At 64.9% G+C, this 19437-nt stretch carries 18 protein-coding genes; 11 read left to right on the top strand and 7 right to left on the bottom strand.

Going from position 1 to position 19437, the window contains the following annotated elements:
• Positions 1 to 14: 14 nt before the first annotated feature.
• Positions 15 to 686, bottom strand: coding sequence for a GntR family transcriptional regulator (locus tag H578_RS0102480; protein ID WP_022872129.1), 672 nt, complete (start codon positions 684 to 686; stop codon positions 15 to 17).
• A gap of 140 nt (positions 687 to 826) precedes the next feature.
• Between H578_RS0102480 and H578_RS0102475 the strand changes: the two genes are divergently transcribed.
• From H578_RS0102475 to H578_RS0102425, 11 genes are all read left to right on the top strand, one after another.
• Complete coding sequence (locus tag H578_RS0102475) at positions 827 to 1810, top strand: D-2-hydroxyacid dehydrogenase (protein WP_022872128.1); 984 nt, start codon at positions 827 to 829, stop codon at positions 1808 to 1810.
• Positions 1811 to 1895: 85 nt separating this feature from the next.
• Positions 1896 to 3314 carry an amidase gene (locus tag H578_RS0102470; protein WP_022872127.1) on the top strand — a complete coding sequence of 473 codons (1419 nt, stop codon included), beginning with the start codon at positions 1896 to 1898 and terminating at the stop codon, positions 3312 to 3314.
• 55 nt (positions 3315 to 3369) lie between these two features.
• A complete protein-coding gene (locus H578_RS0102465) occupies positions 3370 to 5223 on the top strand; it encodes an OmpA family protein (protein WP_084709825.1) in 1854 nt (617 codons plus the stop codon).
• Between the two features lie 304 nt (positions 5224 to 5527).
• Positions 5528 to 5764 carry a 50S ribosomal protein L28 gene (rpmB, locus tag H578_RS0102460; protein ID WP_022872125.1) on the top strand — a complete coding sequence of 79 codons (237 nt, stop codon included), beginning with the start codon at positions 5528 to 5530 and terminating at the stop codon, positions 5762 to 5764.
• Positions 5764 to 5931, top strand: coding sequence for a 50S ribosomal protein L33 (gene rpmG / locus H578_RS0102455; protein ID WP_022872124.1), 168 nt, complete (start codon positions 5764 to 5766; stop codon positions 5929 to 5931). The genes rpmB and rpmG overlap by 1 nt, the downstream gene beginning before the upstream one ends.
• 2 nt (positions 5932 to 5933) lie before the next feature.
• Positions 5934 to 6239 (top strand): 30S ribosomal protein S14, encoded by a 306-nt coding sequence (rpsN, locus tag H578_RS0102450; protein WP_022872123.1) that lies wholly within the window; start codon positions 5934 to 5936, stop codon positions 6237 to 6239.
• A 267-nt stretch (positions 6240 to 6506) separates the two neighbouring features.
• Positions 6507 to 6794: an HU family DNA-binding protein gene (locus tag H578_RS0102445; RefSeq protein WP_022872122.1), complete on the top strand. Its 288-nt coding sequence runs from the start codon at positions 6507 to 6509 to the stop codon at positions 6792 to 6794.
• Between the two features lie 165 nt (positions 6795 to 6959).
• Entirely contained in the window at positions 6960 to 7226 is a 267-nt protein-coding gene (locus H578_RS0102440) for a hypothetical protein (RefSeq protein WP_022872121.1), read from the top strand.
• Positions 7227 to 7234: 8 nt separating this feature from the next.
• Entirely contained in the window at positions 7235 to 9379 is a 2145-nt protein-coding gene (locus H578_RS12730; RefSeq protein WP_022872120.1) for a bifunctional copper resistance protein CopD/cytochrome c oxidase assembly protein, read from the top strand.
• A 92-nt stretch (positions 9380 to 9471) separates the two neighbouring features.
• Positions 9472 to 11442 carry an NHL domain-containing thioredoxin family protein gene (locus tag H578_RS0102430; protein ID WP_022872119.1) on the top strand — a complete coding sequence of 657 codons (1971 nt, stop codon included), beginning with the start codon at positions 9472 to 9474 and terminating at the stop codon, positions 11440 to 11442.
• A 74-nt stretch (positions 11443 to 11516) separates the two neighbouring features.
• Positions 11517 to 11993 carry a flavodoxin domain-containing protein gene (locus H578_RS0102425; protein WP_022872118.1) on the top strand — a complete coding sequence of 159 codons (477 nt, stop codon included), beginning with the start codon at positions 11517 to 11519 and terminating at the stop codon, positions 11991 to 11993.
• Between the two features lie 9 nt (positions 11994 to 12002).
• Here the strand turns inward: H578_RS0102425 and H578_RS0102420 are convergent, their stop codons facing one another.
• The 6 genes from H578_RS0102420 to purQ all read right to left on the bottom strand — a co-directional run bounded on the left by H578_RS0102420 (position 12003) and on the right by purQ (position 19435).
• Complete coding sequence (locus H578_RS0102420; protein WP_022872117.1) at positions 12003 to 13124, bottom strand: ABC transporter permease; 1122 nt, start codon at positions 13122 to 13124, stop codon at positions 12003 to 12005.
• Positions 13121 to 14050, bottom strand: a complete 930-nt coding sequence (locus H578_RS0102415) for an ABC transporter ATP-binding protein (protein ID WP_022872116.1) — start codon at positions 14048 to 14050, stop codon at positions 13121 to 13123. Before H578_RS0102415 ends, H578_RS0102420 begins: the two co-directional genes overlap by 4 nt.
• A 124-nt stretch (positions 14051 to 14174) precedes the next feature.
• Complete coding sequence (locus H578_RS0102410; protein ID WP_022872115.1) at positions 14175 to 14882, bottom strand: response regulator; 708 nt, start codon at positions 14880 to 14882, stop codon at positions 14175 to 14177.
• The gene (locus tag H578_RS12725) at positions 14879 to 16231 is read right to left on the bottom strand and encodes a sensor histidine kinase (protein WP_022872114.1); all 1353 of its coding nucleotides are present in this window, start codon (positions 16229 to 16231) and stop codon (positions 14879 to 14881) included. Before H578_RS12725 ends, H578_RS0102410 begins: the two co-directional genes overlap by 4 nt.
• 37 nt (positions 16232 to 16268) lie before the next feature.
• Positions 16269 to 18656 (bottom strand): phosphoribosylformylglycinamidine synthase subunit PurL, encoded by a 2388-nt coding sequence (gene purL, locus H578_RS12720; protein ID WP_022872113.1) that lies wholly within the window; start codon positions 18654 to 18656, stop codon positions 16269 to 16271.
• Positions 18653 to 19435, bottom strand: coding sequence for a phosphoribosylformylglycinamidine synthase subunit PurQ (gene purQ, locus H578_RS0102395; protein ID WP_022872112.1), 783 nt, complete (start codon positions 19433 to 19435; stop codon positions 18653 to 18655). Before purQ ends, purL begins: the two co-directional genes overlap by 4 nt.
• Positions 19436 to 19437 lie beyond the last annotated feature (2 nt).

The following is a 19437-nucleotide window of genomic DNA, read 5'->3' as shown; positions in this document are numbered from 1 at the left end:
GACGCGCTATACCTTTAGGCGGGTTCGGTAGTGCTCAACAGGCGGTCGAGAGCCTCATACATGTGAGATTCCACTGCTTGGAGGAGCTCGTTGAGATCGCCGGCGGCAATCGCCTCTGCGATCCTGCGGTGCTCGGCGACCTGGTCCTCCGGTGCCCGGTAGGTTCCCTGCAGCGCGGTCAGGCACATCCGGGTCTCTACCATCAGGGTTTGGTGCATCCGCTGGAGTCTGCGACTGCCGGAGGCCGTGACCAGCACCTCGTGGAAGTGCAGGTCCGCATCGGAGAGTGCGGCCAGTTCTCCGGTCTCGGCCGCTGACTGCATCGCGGCACAGGCTTGACGCAGGGCTGTGACCGCGGAGCCGTCGTCGTCGCGGATGATGAGCCGCCCCGCCGCAGTCTCCACGGCAGCTCGAGCCGTGTAGAGATCACGGATCTCGTCTTCGTCGAGCTCCTTGACGAAGAGGCCACGGTTGGGCTCACTGCGGACGATACCCTCCTGGACCAGCCGTTGCATGGCCTCCCGCAGTGGTCCCCGGGACACCCCGAATTCAGCGGCCAGCCCAGATTCGGTCAGCTGGGTTCCCGGCGCCAGGGTCCCGTACATGATCCCTTCGCGCAGTTGGCGGGTGATGACAGAGGCGGTGGACTCACGGTGGACACGCTGGAAGGGGGGAGTCGGTGGCATGGCTGGTGTGGAAGCTCCCTTCTGGCGGGCGCGGTGAGTGCCATTGCAGGATTGTTGACAATCCGCAAATGGTCTCCATAGTGTAACCACATGTCCGGGCAGTTCACTCCCTCACACGGCACATCACAGGAAGGTGCACCATGGCCAGACCGGTGATCGTTGTCCTGCGTCCCGCGGACCCTGAGGCGAAGCAGCGCACACCCCCTGGCCTTGAGGCGATTGCCGACGACGCCGAAATCCGCTTCACCGACGCCGAGCACCTCCCACAGGACATCACTGGAGCCGATGCGCTCTTCCTCTGGGATTTCTTCTCTGGGGCGGTGCATCGGGCCTGGAAAGGGGCCGACCGGCTGAAGTGGATCCACGTGGCCGCCGCTGGAGTCGACACGCTGCTTTTTGACGAACTGCGTGAATCCGAGGTCATCGTCACCAATGCCCAGGGCACTTTCGACCGGCCCATCGCTGAGTGGGTGCTGGGGGCGGTACTGGCCGAGGCCAAAGACTTCGCCGGTAACTACCGGTACAAGCAGCGCAAAGAGTGGGCCCACCGGGAGACCAAGCGCGTGGCGGGTTCCACCGCGCTGATCGTGGGAACCGGGGCGATTGGCCGAGAGATTGCCCGACTGCTGCGAGCCGTCGGAGTGGAGGTCACCGGTGCCGGACGCACTGCCCGTACCGGGGATGCCGACTTCGGCACCGTGATCGCCTCGGCTGACTTACCAGAACACGTCGGCTGGGCCGATGTCATCATCAACGCCGCCCCGTTGACCCCGCAGACCGCCGGTCTCATCGGTGAGCAGACATTAGCGGCGGTGAAACCCGGCGCCCACCTGGTCAACATCGGCCGCGGTGCCTCAGTGGATGAGAACGCCATGATCGCAGCACTGCAGGATGGGCGGCTGGGATTCGCCTCTCTTGATGTCTTCACCACCGAACCGCTGCCGGCTACCTCCCCCCTGTGGGAGCTGGACAATGTCCTCATCAGTGCGCATATGTCCGGCGATGTGGCCGGCTGGAAAGAGGCCTTGGCCCAGCAGTTCGTGGACAATGCGCAACGGTGGCTGGCCGGGGAAGATTTGGTCAACGTTGTGGACAAGGAACACGGCTTCGTCCCTCGTGCATAGGGCCCAATACTGAAGGGCCCTGCAGTCTTAAAGTTGTCACCGGTCGCATCACCTATCCCACGTAAGCACTCTTGAAGGAGGCCCCATGACGGATCTTGCGGATCTCACCGCCGCTGAGCTGCTCGACGGCTACGCATCCGGGCAGTTCACCCCTGTGGAGGCCACAGAGGCCTCCCTGAAACGCATTGAGGAGCGCGACGCCGAGCTGAACGCTTTCGTACTTGTCGACCGTGAGGCCGCGCTCGCCTCGGCGGAGGAATCAGCGGCCCGCTGGAAAAACGGTGAGACGCTAGGTCCCGGAGATGGGGTGCCGACCTCCATTAAGGACATTTTCGGTACCAAGGGGTGGCCCACGCTGCGGGGTACCACACTCATCGACGAGTCAGGCCCCTGGGAATGGGATGCCCCCTGTGTGGCTCGGCTGCGGGAGACCGGTGCGGTGTTCCTGGGGAAGACCGCCACCCCCGAGTTCGCGTGGAAGGGAACCACCGACTGCCTGCGTAGCGGGGCGACCTCCAACCCGTGGAACCCGCAGGTGCACGCCGGGGGATCTTCGGGAGGATCCGCTTCCGCCGTGGGTGCGGGGATGGGCCCCTGGTCGGTGGGAACCGACGGCGGGGGTTCAGTGCGGATTCCCGCAGCCTTCACCGGCACTGTGGCGATCAAACCCACCTATGGGTTGGTGCCGATGTACCCGGCCTCCCCCTATGGCACCTTGGCCCACGCCGGACCGATGACCCGCAGTGTGACAGATACTGCCCTGCTGCTGGATGTGATCTCCGGTTTCGACGCGCGGGACTGGTCTGCGTTGCCGACACCCACCTGGTCTTTTGCTGAGGGGATCGACGACGGCATCGAAGGGTTACGGATCGCCTACTCACCGAACCTCGGCTACGTGGAGAACGATCCGGAGGTCGAACGGCTCGTTGGTCAGGCCGTGGCGGAACTGGAGAAAGCCGGTGCCGTCGTCGAACAGGTGGACCCCGGGTTCTCCGACCCGGTGGAGCCCTTCCACGTGCTGTGGTTCACCGGAGCGGCCAAAGTCCTCGAAGCCTACGGTCCCGACGCCCTCGGTGAGATTGACCCGGGTCTGCGCCAGGGGATTGAGACCTACCAGGACGCCTCAGCCCTGGACTATCTGTCTGCGATGCAGGTCCGTATGGATATGGGAGTGCTGATGGGGGCCTTCCATGAAACCTACGACCTGCTGGTGACCCCCACGATGCCGATCACTGCTTTCGACTGCACGCGCCAGGCACCCGAAGGGTGGGCTCCCAATGGTGAACCGGCTGAGTTGTGGACGTCATGGACGCCCTACACCTATCCGTTCAACATGACTCAGCAGCCGGCGGCTTCGGTCCCCTGTGGAGTGGCCGCAGACGGATTGCCCGTGGGCTTGCAGATTGTCGGAGCTCGGAACCAGGACCGGCTGGTGCTACGGGCCGCCCGCGCCTTCGAGAAGGTGACACAGGAGCGCTTCATCCGCCCGGTCGCCTCGGGATGAGTGCTCATCCCGCCTGTGAGTGACTCCTCCAGTCCTACGAGCCCCCGCGGGTAATATGGCGTTGGACACAGTGTGGCGGATCACCGATGTGCCGGTGGAGGGCGCCGCTTCGGAGGACCCCAGGGGTGATGTTGGGATGACGACAGTAATGACCATGCAGCAGTTCAGCACCAAACCGTGGCCCCGGCTCGGACGCGGTCTGTGTGCCGGTGCGATGCTGGTCTCGTTGGCCGCCTGCGCTCCAGGTGAGGTGGAACAGGAATCCGAACTCACCAACGGAGAAACTGAGACCGCCGAGGCCTCTGAGCAGACACCCGAGGAGGCCACGGAGTCCGCTGAGCCGGAGGAGGGCTCTGCCGCCGGAGACGATGAGGCCGACGACGAGCCCGAACCGGTGAGCCACAGCTGGATTGCCTCAGATGATGATGGCGAGTTCGAGGTGACTGCTGAGATAGGTCCGATTGTCCGGAACGGAGATCAGGCCATTGTGGTGATGAAGACCGAAGCCCCAGAGGGTTCCGACTGGACACCTGATTCTTTCCCGCTCTCCGGCCTGGGCGGAGGGTCCACAGGGGTGCACCCTGCGCAGGTCCGCTTGGTCGACAGCGAGAACATGGAGGTGATGGAGCCGGCCAGGAGAAGTAACGGTCGGTACGTGGTCGACCACCGGACAGCCAGAGACGAGGAGCTGCCCAGCACGCAGTGGGCAGGCGTCTACGGCGCCCCCGAATCGGACAAGATGGCGGTGATGGTGCGTGAACTTGGGCTGATCACCGATGTGCCGGTGGTTGACGGGACTGTGGAGGACCTGCCGAACTCCGCAGACTGGGTCAGCGAGCTTGCCGAGGAGTCGGATCTGACGGCAGACGCCTACCCCATCGAGAGCTACCGGGAAAACGCAGCCCTGGACCTGAGTACCGGCGAGGAGAGCGGTCAGTCCACCGTCACTATCGCCACCGATGTGCTCTTCGACATCGATGAGTCGGAGCTGACGGCTGAGGCTGACCAGGCCTTGGAGGCTGCAGTAGCCGAGTTCGGCGAGGTCGACGGCGGTGAGCTGGAGATCATCGGCCACACCGACAACGTGCTGGACGAGGAGTACAACCAGGTGCTCTCCGAGGAACGCGCCGAATCGGTCCGCGCCCGCTTGGAGGAGCTGACGGACCTGGAGGCTTTCGATGAGGTCACCACGGAGGGTCGCTCGTTTAACGAGCCTGTGGCGTCCAACGACACCGAGGAAGGCCGGGCGCTGAACCGTCGGGTGGAGCTGCACTTCACCACTCCGGATCAGTCCCAGGATGCCGCAGCTCAGGAGGCTGACCTCCCAGAGCCCGAAGGACCGGTGGGAGACGCCGAGGACGGGGTGGAGCTCACTCGTGACAATGACGACAACCCGGTGCGCGTCACCGTCGACTCCATCCAACGAGTGGACAACCTCTTCCTCGGTTACATCACCGTGGAGATGCTCGACCCCGAAGGCGGAAGCATGGGGTACCCCCTGACCATGGGCAACCGGGGATACCACCCGGGCACCGGGGGAAATAACTACCAGCACACTGCCCGGGCGCCGACATTATTGGTCGGCGATCAGCGGCTCTTCCCGCTTAGCTATGCCCTGACCAGCGACGAGGAGGCCGAGGATGAGATCCCCACAGTGCGCACTTTGGTGGATCAGAACTTCGGCAGCGGAAACTACGCACAGGGCGAGACCCGAACTGCTGCGTTGCTGTGGCCGGCCCTCGACGTTGAGACGGTCACCGTCGATGTTCCCAGTGTCACAGAGAATCTCAGGAGCGGCACTGACACGCTGAACCTGAACCCCTGGCGGATCACGGACGTGCCGGTGGAGGGCGGCTCGGCTGACGACGAGGCTGACGACGAATCTGAGGACGACGAGACCGAGGACTGAGTCCGCAGCAACACGTGGTGCCTGAGGTCATGGTGCCCACGAAATGTGACTTTGCGCAGAGTCACCAGGTCCGGCTAAGATAGCTGTTTGTCTGCTTGGCTGTGTTGTGCCCTCTCACGGGGCACGGCGCCGGAAAACAGTTCAAGCGCCAAACGTTTTGCACCGTCCACGCGGTCCCCGCGTGTCCGCAGGCAACTTCGGTTGGATCTCACCCAGCCTGGTCGCTCGTACCGGTGCCAGTGAAGCGGTTCGCACCGCGGACCGAAAAACAGCATCTACGTACTGATATCCACAAGGAGTGATCATGGCAGCACGTTGCCAGGTGACGGGAGTGGGGCCGCAGTTCGGCAACCAGATCTCCCACTCGCACCGCCGCACCAAGCGCCGGTTCGACCCGAACATCCAGAAGAAGACCTACTGGGTGCCGTCCCTGGGTCGCAAAGTGACCCTGAACCTGTCCACCAAGGGCATCAAGACGATCGACGCACGCGGTATCGACGCCGTCGTCTCTGAGCTCATCGCCAAGGGGGAGAAGCTCTAATGGCCAAGGACAAGGACGTACGTCCCATCATCAAGCTGAAGTCGACGGCCGGCACGGGCTTCACCTATGTGACCCGCAAGAACCGCCGTAACAACCCCGACCGCATCGTGCTGAAGAAGTACGACCCGGTCGTTCGTAAGCACGTCGACTTCCGAGAGGAGCGCTGATCATGGCCAAGAAGTCCAAGATCGCGAAGAACGAACAGCGCAAGGTCATCGTGGAGCGCTACGCAGAGAAGCGCGCCCAGCTGAAGAAGACCCTGGTGGACCCCAACGCCTCTGACGAGGACCGCGAGGCCGCCCGCGTGGGTCTGCAGAAGCTGCCCCGGGATGCTTCCCCGGTGCGTGTGCGCAACCGCGACAGCATCGATGGTCGCCCCCGCGGAACCTTCCAGAAGTTCGGCATCAGCCGTATCCGGTTCCGGGACATGGCCCACCGGGGAGAGCTCCCCGGTATCACCAAGTCCTCCTGGTGATGCCTCTCTGAACCACTTCACGCGTCAGGCCGGATCCTGCTTCAGCAGGGTCCGGCTTTCGTGTGTCTGAGGGCCGTAGGCATCGACGTCGTCCGCTCAGAGGGAAACCACGCGAAACACTGGTCACAGGCGGCATTTCTGCCGAGGAAGCGCCGGTTGCGTGGTAAGTTGCCGTTCTGACAGCCCGAAAGGCCTCATAGCCCCGGAAATACGCGGGAGCGGGGACCTTGAGGGAAGTAATCAGGAACACGTCCAGGAGGACATCCCATGGCACTGAACCGCAGTGAACTCGTCGCCGCCGTCGCTGAGAAGTCCGGCAACTCCCAGGCCGCCGTCAACGGTGTGCTCGACGCCGTCTTCGAGGTCTTCTCCGAAGAGGTCTCCCGCGGCGAGAAGGTCTCCATCCCCGGTTGGCTGTCCGTGGAGCGCACCGAGCGTGCCGCTCGCACCGGCCGCAACCCGCAGACCGGCGAGACCATCGAGATTCCCGCCGGATACTCCGTGAAGCTCTCCGCCGGCTCCAAGCTGAAGGCTGCCGCTACCGGCAAGAAGTAAGCGTGCAGGACTGAACCGGTCCGCATCAATCGGCCCCTTATCCCCGTGTGGGATGAGGGGCCGATGCATTTCCCCTCCCGTGGTGGAGATGAATTTCTACAGGGAGTAGAATCCACCGGTGAGTCATGACCACCCTGCCACCCCTGTCATGAAGGACCACTGCCGATGACATTCCCCACGCTGCAGTCACTGACGGCGCAGGCCGCAGACGTGGCAGCCGACGCACCCACCTGGGCGCCCATCCTCTTCGCCGCGGGAGCGTTCGTCGTCGTGGTGCTCGTGCTCATCCTGGTCCGGCAGAAGCTCAAGGCCTCCGAACAGTGGCGCCACGACCCAGACAACCCAGGCCCTCGGCAACCAGATCCTGAGCACCCCGGACCTGAGAACCACCCGCCTGAGAATCCAGGCCCTGACGGTCCGCCGGACCGCTGACCCTGCCGATGCCTGTCTCCTCCGTCTCCGCTAAGCCGCGCTCGACCCGCCGCGTGTGGGCCGCTCCCATCCCGGCCGTCGCCGCGGCCCTGAGCGCCGGTCTGATCGCGCTCATCATCGCCGGACTGTTGACCGGACTTGACCAAGCCGGGGAGATCTCCGATCCCGGTGCGCTCACCCGATGGGGTCTACCCCTGGCCCGTTACATCCATCACCTGGCGATGGCCACCGCTGTGGCGGCGGCTTTGCTGGCTGCAGTGGCCATCCCGTGGCACGCCGGACCGCGGGCGCGGCAACGCCGCAAAGACCCCCGCAACCACCAGCAAGAGCACCCGCTCTTCGCCCGGACATGCCAGATCGCAGCCGCAGTCTCGGTGGTCTGGACTCTGGCCGCGATCGCCGTGCTCGTGCTGAGCTTCTCCTCACTGGCTGGTATGCCACTGACCGCCGATGAGGCCTTCTCCTCCGGGTTCTTCGATTACGCGACCAGTATCGCCACCGGACAGGCCTGGCTGGCCGTGGTCATCATCGCCGCGGTGTTCTCCACCCTGGCCACTGCGGTGCGCCACCCCACCGGACTGGGGTTCACAGCGGCGCTAGGGCTCTGCGCCATTGTGCCCATGGCGATGGTGGGGCACTCGGCGTCCGGTGATGATCACACCGCGGCGGTGAACTCCTTAGGGCTCCATCTACTCGGAGTGGTCATCTGGGTTGGCGGATTGGCCGTGCTCGCCCTGCTGGCACCACAGATCCGGCAGACCGCAGAAGACCTCACCGCACGGGAACAGGGCGGCCCAGAAATCCTCGGCACCCTGCTGCGCCGATACTCGGTGCTTGCCGGGTTGGCCCTGGTCACCGTCGCGTTCTCCGGGGTCATCAACGCCGAACTACGTATCGCGGAGATCAGCCAACTGTGGACCACCAGCTACGGGACGATGCTTTCGGTGAAGTTCCTGGCCACCTGTGTTCTGGCCGGAATCGGGTGGATGCACCGGGCGTGGATCATCCCCCGCTTGGCCGGATCCACGCTGGGTGCCGGCGCAAAAGCCGACGACGCCGGCGTCGGCACCTCCTATTCCACGACTCGGCTGCTCTGGCAGCTGGTGCTGGTGGAGGTCGCCATCATGAGTGCGGTCATCGCCGTCTCCGCAGTGCTGGGCCGCACCCCGCCACCGGTTCCGGAAGAATTACCACCGGATGCCACCCCGGCCCGGATTCTCACCGGATACGACCTCCCACCGGAGCCCGGACTGGCGGAGTACTTCACACAGTGGCGGTTCGACTGGTTGTGGACTGCCGTCGTCGTCTTCCTGGCTGTGTGGTACCTGCGTGCCATGGTTCGCGCCCGGCAGCGCGGGGTCCGTTGGCCGGTCATGCGGGCGGTGTCCTGGCTGACCGGACTGGCGGTGCTGCTGTGGGTGACCTCCGGAGGGCCGGCCATCTACGGGGTGGTGCTCTTCTCCGGGCACATGATCCAGCACATGACCCTCACCATGGTGGCACCGATCTTCTTGGTGATGGGCTCACCGGTGACTCTGGCAATGCGTGCCCTGCCCTCCCGCACCGACGGTACGCGAGGTGCCCGGGAGTGGATCCTGTGGTTGGTGCACTCGCGTTGGTCGAAGATCGTCACCCATCCGATCGTGGCCTCGGTGAACTTTGCCGGTTCCATCATCTTGTTCTACTTCACCCCGATCTTCGGCTGGGCCCTGGAGTATCACCTGGGGCACATCTTCATGACCGTGCACTTCCTGTTAACGGGTTACATCTTCGCCCTGGTGCTCATCGGCCGGGATCCGTTGCCCAGCCGTCCACCGCACTTCCTACGGGTCATCATCCTGCTGGCCACCATGGTCTTCCACGCGTTCTTCGCCGTGGCGTTGATGTCCATGGATACGCTCATCCAGGCCGACTGGTTCGGCAACATGGGCCACGGCTGGTTCCCCGCCATTGATGACCAGCACACCGGCGGTGAACTCATGTGGGGGCTCGGTGAGGTGCCGGCCGTGGTGCTGGGGGTCATCGCCTGCATCCAATGGGCCACGGATGATAAACGGGAGATGAAACGGATCGACCGAGAAGCAGATCGGACCGGGGACGCCGAACTCGAGGACTACAACCGGATGCTGGAAACCCTCGCTGACCGTCGCTGAGCTGCAGCGGTTATTGATGAGTCAGGGGTGGGAACAAGATGTGGTGGGCGGCGGTTGTGTCCAGACGCTGCCCATGACACAGGAGGACGACGATGACGGACGTGACAACCGGTTCCATCCGCACCAGTGCGCGCGTGCGTGCCTCAGAGCTGGTGGGGCGCGGATGGCTGAACACCGGGGGCAAACAGGTCACCCTTGCGGACCTTCGCGGCAAGATCGTCATCCTCGACTTCTGGACCTTTTGCTGCATCAACTGTCTCCATGTCCTCGACGAGCTGCGCCCACTGGAGGAGAAGTACGACGACGTCCTGGTCACCGTAGGCGTGCACTCACCAAAATTCGAACACGAGGCAGACCCCGAGGCCCTCGCCGCGGCAGTGGAACGCTACGAGATCGAACACCCCGTCCTCGACGACCCCGAGCTGACGACCTGGCAGGCCTACTCCGCCCGCGCCTGGCCCACCCTGGTGGTCGTCGACCCGGAAGGCTATATCGCAGCCTCCCTCTCCGGTGAGGGACATGTGGCTGGACTGGCCTCCCTGGTGGAGGACCTCATCACCGAACACGAGGCCAAAGGCACCCTGCACCGCGGCAGTGGGCCCTACGTGCCGCCCGAACCGGTCAGCCGCACGCTGTGTTTCCCCGCCGCGGCCGTGCCGGTACCGCGCACCCTGGGTGGGGAAGCCTCCACCGGGCGGTTCCTCGTCGCCGATACCGGTCACCACCGGATCGTGGAACTCGACGTCGACCTCGAAACTGTCACCCGTACATGGGGCAGTGGAGAACGCGGTTATCAGGACGGCTCGGCATCCACCGCCCAGTTCAATGAGCCTCAGGGGCTGGCGGTTCTCCCCGAAGACATCGCAGAACAGGTGGGCTACGACGTCGTCGTCGCCGATACGGTGAACCACCGGCTGCGTGGCATCAACACCACTTCCGGCGAGGTGACCACCCTGGCCGGTAACGGGATCCAGCGGCTCATCGACTCCGAACGGGTGAAGAACACCGGCCCTGAAACCCCCGGCCCCCTGGCCGGAGAGCCCACCGCGATCTCGCTCTCCTCACCCTGGGATGTCATCTGGTCCACCTCCGCCCAGCGGCTCGTCGTCGCCATGGCCGGGACCCATCAGATCTTCACCTTCGACCCGGTCAGTCGGGAACTGGCCATATGGGCCGGCACCGGACTTGAAGGCCTCACTGACGGGCCAGCTGACCGGGCCTGGTTCGCCCAGACCTCCGGGTTGACTGAAGACGCCACCGGGGACATCTGGATCGCCGACTCAGAGACCTCCGCACTGCGGGTCATACGTGCCGGGCAGAACCCTCAGGCCCCCGAGGTGGAAACCATCATCGGTGAGGGGCTTTTCGACTTCGGCTTCCGGGACGGAGACCCCGCCCGAGCCCGGCTGCAGCACCCGCTGGGGGTGAGCGCCCTGCCAGACGGCTCCATTCTGGTGGCCGACACCTACAACGGCGCAGTCCGGCGATACCACAAGGAGCATCGTGCCGCCGATGGCAGCACAGTGGCCGCCGAGGTCAGCACAGTGGCCCGGGGGCTGAAGGAACCCTCTGATGTACTGCTCGACGCCGACGGGGAGCACCTGCTTGTGGTGGAGACCAACGCCCACCAGCTGACCCGCATCGCCGTCCCGGAGGAATACCTCACCGTGGACGAAGGCGCCCTGCAGACCCAACGGCCCAGCACCGCGGTTTCCGGTGATGAACTCCGCGTGGAGGTCGGTTTCAGCGCCCCTGCCGGACAGAAACTCGACGACCGGTGGGGCGACCCCACCCAGCTGAAAATCTCATCCACCCCGGAGGAACTCATTACCGAGGGTGCTGGGGCCTCTGAAGGCTTGCAGCGGACCCTGCGGCTCAACCGTGCCGTCGGTGAAGGAGTGCTGCATATTACTGCCCGGGCCGCTGCCTGTGACGGTGCCGAAGGGGAGGAAATCCCCCTGCACGCCGCCTGCCATCTCTACCAACAGGACTGGGGCATCCCCGTGGTTCTTGACGACGACGGCGAGACCACCCTCGGACTCGACCTGCGCGGGGTCAAATAAGCCCGCCTGGTATGCCGCCCCGGCGCGATAAGCTGGAGCCGGCACCTAGGACCCGCGGAAAGGCAGAGAATCCGATGACGACGATGGTTGTGACGGCGAGCAAGCATGGCTCGACGGCGGAGATCGGTGAGCGCATCGCCGCCACCCTGCAGGCACGCGGAGTCTCCGCCCACGCTAAGGACATCGGGGAGGCCGGAAAGTGGCTCCACGAAACCGATAACGTCGTCGTCGGGATGCCGGTCTACCGGAACAAACTACTCGGCGAGGGCACGTTGTTCCTCGAAGCTCACCGCACCGAACTTCAGGGCAAACCGCTGTTCCTCTTCGCCGTCGGTGGTGGCCCCACCCTCGCCCCGGAGCTCTACGCCCAGCTGAAGCGTTACCCCCACCGGGAGATCGCCTACTTCCGGGGGGCGCTGGAGGAATCCAAGCTCAGCTTCATCGAGAAACTCCAGCTCAAACTCGTCAAATCCCCCAGCGACGCCGACTACCGTGACTGGCCCGCCATTGAGGACTGGGCCAACTCTCTGCTGGCCTACGGCGTCAGCTGAGTCAAGCCCTTAGTCGGAAGAACTCAAAGCGGCCCGCAAGGACACCGGTTGACCGGTGCGCAGCAGTGAGCGGCTGTAGATCCGGGCGGCCACCGCGATGACCAGCGCACTGGCCGCACCCAGCAGCCCCAGGGCGATCAGCGGTTCGAACCACTCCGCCTCACCGAAGAACATCCGCAGCGGCATCGCCACCGGTGCACTGAAGGGCACATAAGAGGCCGCGGTGAGCACCGCCGTGTTGTTGAGGAAGAAGATCACCACAAAGTAGGGGGCCATCACCACCATCATTGCCGGGGTGATCACTGTGCCGGAATCCTCCTGCCGGGACACCAGGGAAGCCCCTGCGGCGAAGAGCGCGGCCACCAGGACGAAGCCGGGGACGAAGAACACCACGAACCACAACATCGGCACGGTGAGCATGTCCAGCAGGTCCTCCTGCCCGGAGAGCATCAGCCCCGCCGCCGTCGCCGCGGCGAGCACTACGGCCTGGCCGATAGCCACCACCGTGTTACCCAGCACCTTGCCGGCCAGCAGGGCCCTGGCGCTGACAGCGGCCAGCAGTAGCTCCACGATCCGGTTCTGCTTCTCCTGGATGGTGTTCTGCACGATCATCATGCCCGAGCCGATCCCCACGATCATGAAGACCATGCTGAAACCCATGGCGACGAAGACTCTTAGCCCCCCGTCGGTGGCGTCTTCCTCGAGCACCGAGGTGCTCGGGGCCACAGAGAGCAGCCCGGCGACCTCGGTGGGCTCGGTGTCCAAGCCGATGACGCGGGTGCCGGTGGGGGAGTTCCCATCTGAGGTAACGATCGCCTCGACGTCCTCCTCGCGCAGTAACTGCTCGGCCTCGGTCATGGACTCCACCGGGTGCAGCTCCAATCCGGCGGCCTCCAACTGCCCGGACGTTTCCTCAGAGACATCGGTGACGGCTACAGGGGTGGGATCGTCATCCGAGCCGAAGACACCGGTGAGCACGATCCCCCCGATGACCAGGATCACCATGATGACCAGGCTGATGAGGAACGCTTTGCTGCGCACCTGGGTGGTGATTTCCCGTTCGGCCACCAGCATCGTGGCTGAACCGGCCCCCAGCGCGGAGGGGGTGTGTTCTGGGGCGGAAGAACTCATGCGTGGACCTCCTGGGGTGTCTCAGCGGACTCGTCGGCGTTTTGGTCAGCGGTGAATTCGCGGAAGATATCGCTGAGGTTAGGCAGCAGAGGAGTGAAGCTCTCCACCGGGCCGTTGTCCACGGCTCGGGCAAGGATCTGCTGGGCGGTGGACTCATCAGCACGGAAGACCACCCGGTGGGAGGAGAACTCATCAACGGCAGTTCCAGGAACATCCCGCACCCAACCGGCGTCGGCGCCGGTGGTGAGTTCGTAGCGCAAGGTACCGTGCCGACGTCGTAGGTCCTCCCGGTCCCCGGCGGCGAGGATCCGTCCCCGGCCAATGATGACCAAGTCGTCACAGAGCCGCTCGACGACGTCAAGCTGATGGGAGGAGAACAGTACGATCGCTCCACCGGCTGCCGCTTCAGTCAGGACCCCTAGGACTTCATCGACTGCCAGCGGGTCAAGCCCGGAGAACGGCTCATCGAGCACCAAGACATCGGGGTTGTGGACCAAAGCGGCGGCGATCTGCACCCGCTGTTGGTTCCCGGTGGACAGCGCCTCCAGGGCGTCATTGCGGCGTTCGGTCAGCCCCAGGCGCTGAAGCAGCTGGTCCACCCGACTGGCGGCTTCGGCCTTGCTGTAACCGTGTAGGCGACCCAAGTACGTCAGCTGCTCGGCGATGCGCATCTTGGGGTACAGCCCCCGTTCGGCCGGCATGTACCCGAACCGGGTCCGTGCTTCCGCGGTGACCGGGGCGCCATCGAGGGTGATCCGCCCGGAGTCCGCGGCCAGGACACCGAGAATGATCCGCATCGTGGTGGTCTTACCGGCGCCGTTACCGCCGACGAATCCGGTCAGTTTGCCTCGCTGGGCCTGAAACGAGACCTCGTGCAAAACCTGCCGTCCGGCAAAGGACCGGTTGATGTCTTCGAGCTGGAGCATCGTGACTCTCCTCCCTGGAATGTCTTCGGGATCGAGCCTAGACATCAGGAGGGTTCCAGGGATCCCCCGGGTGGGGGAATCTGTGACTCCCAGCGTGGGGGAGTGCAGTGATGACGCCGCGCCGCTACTGGGCGACGATGCCGGTCCGGTAGGCGTAGGCGACAGCCTCTATCCGGTTGCGGAGATTGAGTTTGGCCAACACCCGGGACATATGGGACTTCACCGTCTCGGCGCTGACAAACAGGGCCTCGGCGATTTCGGCATTGGACAACCCGAGGGCGGCGTGGGCCAAGACTTCCCGTTCACGGTCGCTGAGTGGTTCCACCGGCTGGGGCACTGGTGCGGTAGCCGGGATCCGAGGAGTCACTGGCGAGGTGGTCGGAGCATCGGCGGGCGGTTCGGCCACGGCCCGCTGGATGAGGGAACGGGTCACCTCAGGGGCCAGCAGTGCATCCCCGGAGGCCACGGAGCGGATTCCCTCGGTGAGCTGCTCAGGAGTGGCAGTCTTTAACAAGAACCCACTGGCTCCAGCACGCAGCGCCTGCAGCAGATAGTCCTCCCGGTTGAAGGTGGTGAGGATCACCACTTCTGTGCTGAGCTGCTGGAGGATCTGCCCGGTTGCCTCAATGCCGTTAAGCCGCGGCATCTCAATGTCCATGCAGATGACATCTGGCTTCTCTACCGCTGCGAGGTCAACCGCCTCGGCGCCGTCGCGGGCTGTGCCGACCACCTCGATATCCGGTTGTGCGTTGAGAATGGCGGCGATCCCGCCGAGTACGAGCGGTTCGTCGTCGGCGAGCATCACCCGGATGGGGGCTGCGGCGGTGTTCACAGGTGGCTCCTTTCGCTGCCGGCCGGTTGCGGCGACGCCGATTCGGTCCGGGCCTGGGCTGAAGCTGCCGGTTGCAGCGGTAATTCCGCGCGGATGCGGAAGCCGCTGGGGGTGCGCGGCCCGGTCTCCAGGGTGCCACCCAGTGCGGCGGTGCGTTCAGCCATGCCCACCAGGCCGTGCCCACTGGAGGGTTCCTGGGTGGGGGAGGTGCGGCGTCGTGCGCCGTCGTCGGTGCATTCGATCTCCACAGTGGAGTCCCGGTACCGCAGACGCAGGTCCACCCGGGCCCCCGGGCCGGCGTGTTTGCGGGCATTGGTGAGCGATTCCTGGACGATCCGATACAGGCACAGCGAAACCAGCGGGCGCAGTGGTACCGGGTCGCCGAGGACCGTGTAGCTCACCTCGAGTCCGGCAGCTTCGGTCTGTTCGACCAGGTCAGGGATCTGCTCGACTCCCAGGGAGCTGGCTGAATCGTCATCATCGGGGCGTTCATTGCCACGCAGCACTCCGATGAGGGTGTGCATCTCATCGACCGACTGCCGGGCGGCCTCTTCGATGTGCCGAATGAACTGCTCAGCCTGGGTGGGGTCATGGCGCAGAAGGGTGCGGGCTGCTCCGGCCTGTACTCCCATCAGGGAGACATGGTGGGCCACGGAATCGTGGAGCTCCCGGGCGATGCGCATCCGTTCCAGAGAGACCGCCTGGGCGGCCACTGTCTCACGCTCGGCTCTGAGCTGCTCAGCCTGCTCCTGCAACCGGGCCTCATTGCGGGCGGAGTTCCAGGCGTGTTGCCCGAACCACAGGGCCCCTCCGAAGTAGAGCACATTGACCAGCAACTGGTAGAGCATCATGGCGAGCACGGGGGTCATCGCGCCGACGACGGGCTCGTCGTCCCCCGGCTCCAGGGAGGCACGGAAGAACGCCACCAGAAGCCAGAGCGCCATCACCGCAATGACGCCGATTTGAACCCACTGCACCCGACGCCGGTTCTGGCCCCACGCCCCCAAGGTGTACAGGGCCAGGAACAGGGCGATCTCCCGAACGAGACCTTCGGGGACTTCCAGTTCGGTCATGATGACCAAGCCGGTGGCGGCACCGAGGACTGCCACCACGGGGCGGCTGCGGCGCACCGCCAGCGGGAAGGTCAGCAGCGCCAGGGCCGCCACCGAGACCACTGGCCCGGCAGGGTCCTCGAAGAGTCCTATCGCCCGGAACAGAGCCAGGGAGAGGATCGATAGGCAGAACAGGCCCACGGCGATGAGCACATCGTTGCGCCGCTGGTCGGCGGTCGGAGCCGGCCGCACCCAGTGTCGGGATGTTGGCCCGGCCTCTGCGTGTTGCCCTGCCATGATGTGCCTTTCTGTCGGCGGGGGCGCCGGCGTTGTTCTACTGTTCGGTGCGCACGGCCTCCGTGGCGTTCTGCACAGCGTCGAACCGGCTGGGGATTACCTGGCTCCAGGCTTGTTTGAGGTCATCGAGCCCGATGCCGAAGCTTTCGCCGTCGAAGGGGCCGGTCACCTCGAGACCACCTGATTCGGCGTCGACAACCCCCAACCGCAACGCAGGGAAGCCGCGGGCAGTGGTCATATCAGTGAAGCGCAACTCCTCCGAACGGGGTAGGGCCACCAGGGCCCGGGCCTGAGATTCGCTGAACAGAGCGGCAGCGGGGGTGAGCCCGTCGCGTTCGCACAGTTCGTCGAGGGCGATCCGAGCCCCGACGCCGAAGCGCAGTGCCATCTCGCTGATGGCGGCGGCCAGGCCACCTTCGGAGAGGTCGTGGGCGGCGTCGATCATTCCGTCGCGGGAGGCGTTGATGAGAATCTCGCCCAGGGTCTTCTCTGCGGTGAGATTCACCTTCGGGGGTCTACCCCCCAGGTGGCCGCGCAACCGCGCGAATTCCGAGCCGTCGAGTTCCTCTCGGGTGGTGCCGAGCAGGTAGATCGCCTGACCGTCGGCCCAGCGCTGGAACCCTGAGGGTGTGCGGCGGGAGACGTCGTCGAAGGTGCCCAGTACCCCCACCACCGGTGTGGGGTGGATGGCCCGGCCCGCGGTCTGATTGTACAAGCTGACATTGCCGCCGGTCACCGGGATGCCCAATTCCATGCAGGCATCGGCTAGTCCCCGGACCGCTTCGGCGAATTGCCACATGATCTCCGGGTCTTCAGGGGAACCGAAGTTCAGGCAGTCGGAGACCGCCACCGGCACCGCCCCGGAGGTTGCCACGTTGCGGTAGGCCTCGGCCAAGGCCAGCTGAGCCCCAGCGTAGGGGTCGAGGTAGGCGTAGCGGGAGTTGCAGTCAGTGGCCAGTGCCACGCCGAGTCCTGTCTCCTCATCGACCCGGATGACCCCGGCGTCGTCGGGTTGGCTCAGCGCAGTATTGCCACCGACGAACCGGTCGTACTGGTCGGTGATCCAGGAGACATCGGCCATATTCGGGCTGGTCATGAGGTCAACCAGAGCCTGGCCCAAGGACTCCGCATCGCCCGGAAGCTCAGCCGCGGCAGCAGATTCGGCGAACCGCGCCGCCTGCAGGGTGTCCTGCCAGGAAGGGCGGTGGTAGGGGCGTTCGTAGACCGGGCCTTCGTGCGCCACGGTACGGGGATCGACGTCCACAATGGTCTCGCCGTCCCACTCGATGACCAGCCGGCCGTCGCCGGTGACCTCCCCGAGCCAGGAGTACTCCACCCCCCAGGTGGCCATCACCGCTTCGAAAGCCTCGGCGTTCTCCGGGGTGACCACCGCCATCATCCGCTCCTGGGACTCCGACATGAGGATCTCGCCGGGAGTCAGAGTCGGATCGCGCAGCAGCACATTGGTCAACTCGATGTGCATGCCGCCTTCACCGTTGGACGCCAGCTCACTGGTGGCACAGCTGATGCCGGCTGCCCCCAGGTCCTGGATACCTTCCACCAGGTTCTTGCCGAACAACTCGAGGCAGCACTCGATGAGCACCTTCTCCGCGAACGGGTCACCCACCTGCACGGCCGGCCGTTTGGAGGGTTTGGTGTCGTCGAAGGACTCGGAGGCCAGCACAGAGGCCCCGCCGATCCCGTCACCGCCGGTGCGGGCGCCGAAGAGCACGACTTTGTTGCCTACCCCGGAGGCATTGGCGGTGCGCAAATCTTCATGGCGCAGCACTCCCACGGCCAGGGCATTGACCAGCGGATTTTGCTGGTAGACCTCATCGAAGACCACTTCGCCGCCGATATTGGGCAGACCCAGAGAGTTTCCGTACCCCCCGATCCCGGAGACTACCCCGGGCAACACGCGTTTGGTGTCCGGGTGGTCGATATCGCCGAAACGCAGCGGATCCATCACGGCCACCGGGCGGGCACCCATGGAGATGATGTCGCGGACGATCCCACCGATACCAGTGGCCGCCCCCTGGTAAGGCTCCACATAGCTGGGGTGGTTATGCGATTCGATCTTGAATGTCACCGCCCAGCCGTCGCCGAGATCGGTGACCCCGGCGTTCTCCCCGATGCCGACCATGAGGTCCTTTTTCATCTCGTCGGTGACCTTCTCGCCGAACTGGCGCAGATGCACTTTCGAGGACTTGTAGGAGCAGTGCTCGGACCACATCACCGAGTACATCGCCAGCTCAGCTGCCGTGGGACGGCGCCCCAGAATCTCCCGAATGCGGGCGTATTCGTTGGCTTTGAGGCCGAGCTCAGCCCAGGGCTGGTCGATCTCGGGGGTGGAGGCGGCGTGGTCGACCGTATCGATATTGAACTGCTGGGTCGTCATCGCAGTGTCGGTGTCCTGTTCGCTCATGCGGTCCCTTTCGCCAGGGAAGAGACCACGGAGGTGAAGATGGTCAGTCCGTCGGTGCCGTTGCGCATCCCAGTGGCGTCGTCGGGACCGTATCCGGGCTCCACCGCGTGCTCCGGGTGGGGCATCAGGCCCACCACATTGCCCGCGGCATTGGTGACTCCGGCGATCCCATTGCGAGAGCCGTTCGGGTTGGCTCCCACATAACGGAACACCACCCGGCCCTCGGCTTCGATCTGCTCGAGTTCTGCCGCGGAGACCACGTACTGGCCATCCTGGTTCTTCATCGGCACGGCGATGAGCTCATCCTCGGTGAATTGAGAGGTCCACGCGGTGGTGGTGTTCTCCACACGCAGCACCTGGTCGGTGCAGAGGAACTTCAAATGGTCGTTTTTCACCATGGAACCGGGCAGCAGGTGCGCCTCGGTGAGGATCTGGAACCCGTTGCAGATGCCGAGCACCGGCAGAGGAGATGACGAGGTCGACGTCGCCTGCGCCTCGGCAATGATCGTCTCCATGACAGGGGCGAAGCGGGCGATGGCACCGGCCCGCAGGTAGTCGCCATAGGAGAAGCCGCCGGGCAGGATCACGGCGTCGACGCCATGGAGGGACGTATCCGCGTGCCAGAGCGGGACTGCGGTGCCGCCGGCTAAGCGGACGGCTCGGGCGGCGTCACGGTCGTCTAAGGTGCCGGGGAAGGTCACCACGCCGATGCGTGCGCCGTCGAGCTGCCGCGGCGTCTCGGCGCGGAAATCACCGATGAGGGGAATCGCCGAGGTCATCG

This window comes from Nesterenkonia alba DSM 19423, from assembly GCF_000421745.1.
GTDB classification, from domain to species: Bacteria; Actinomycetota; Actinomycetes; order Actinomycetales; family Micrococcaceae; genus Nesterenkonia; species Nesterenkonia alba.
This window is presented reverse-complemented; position numbering and strand designations above follow the sequence as displayed.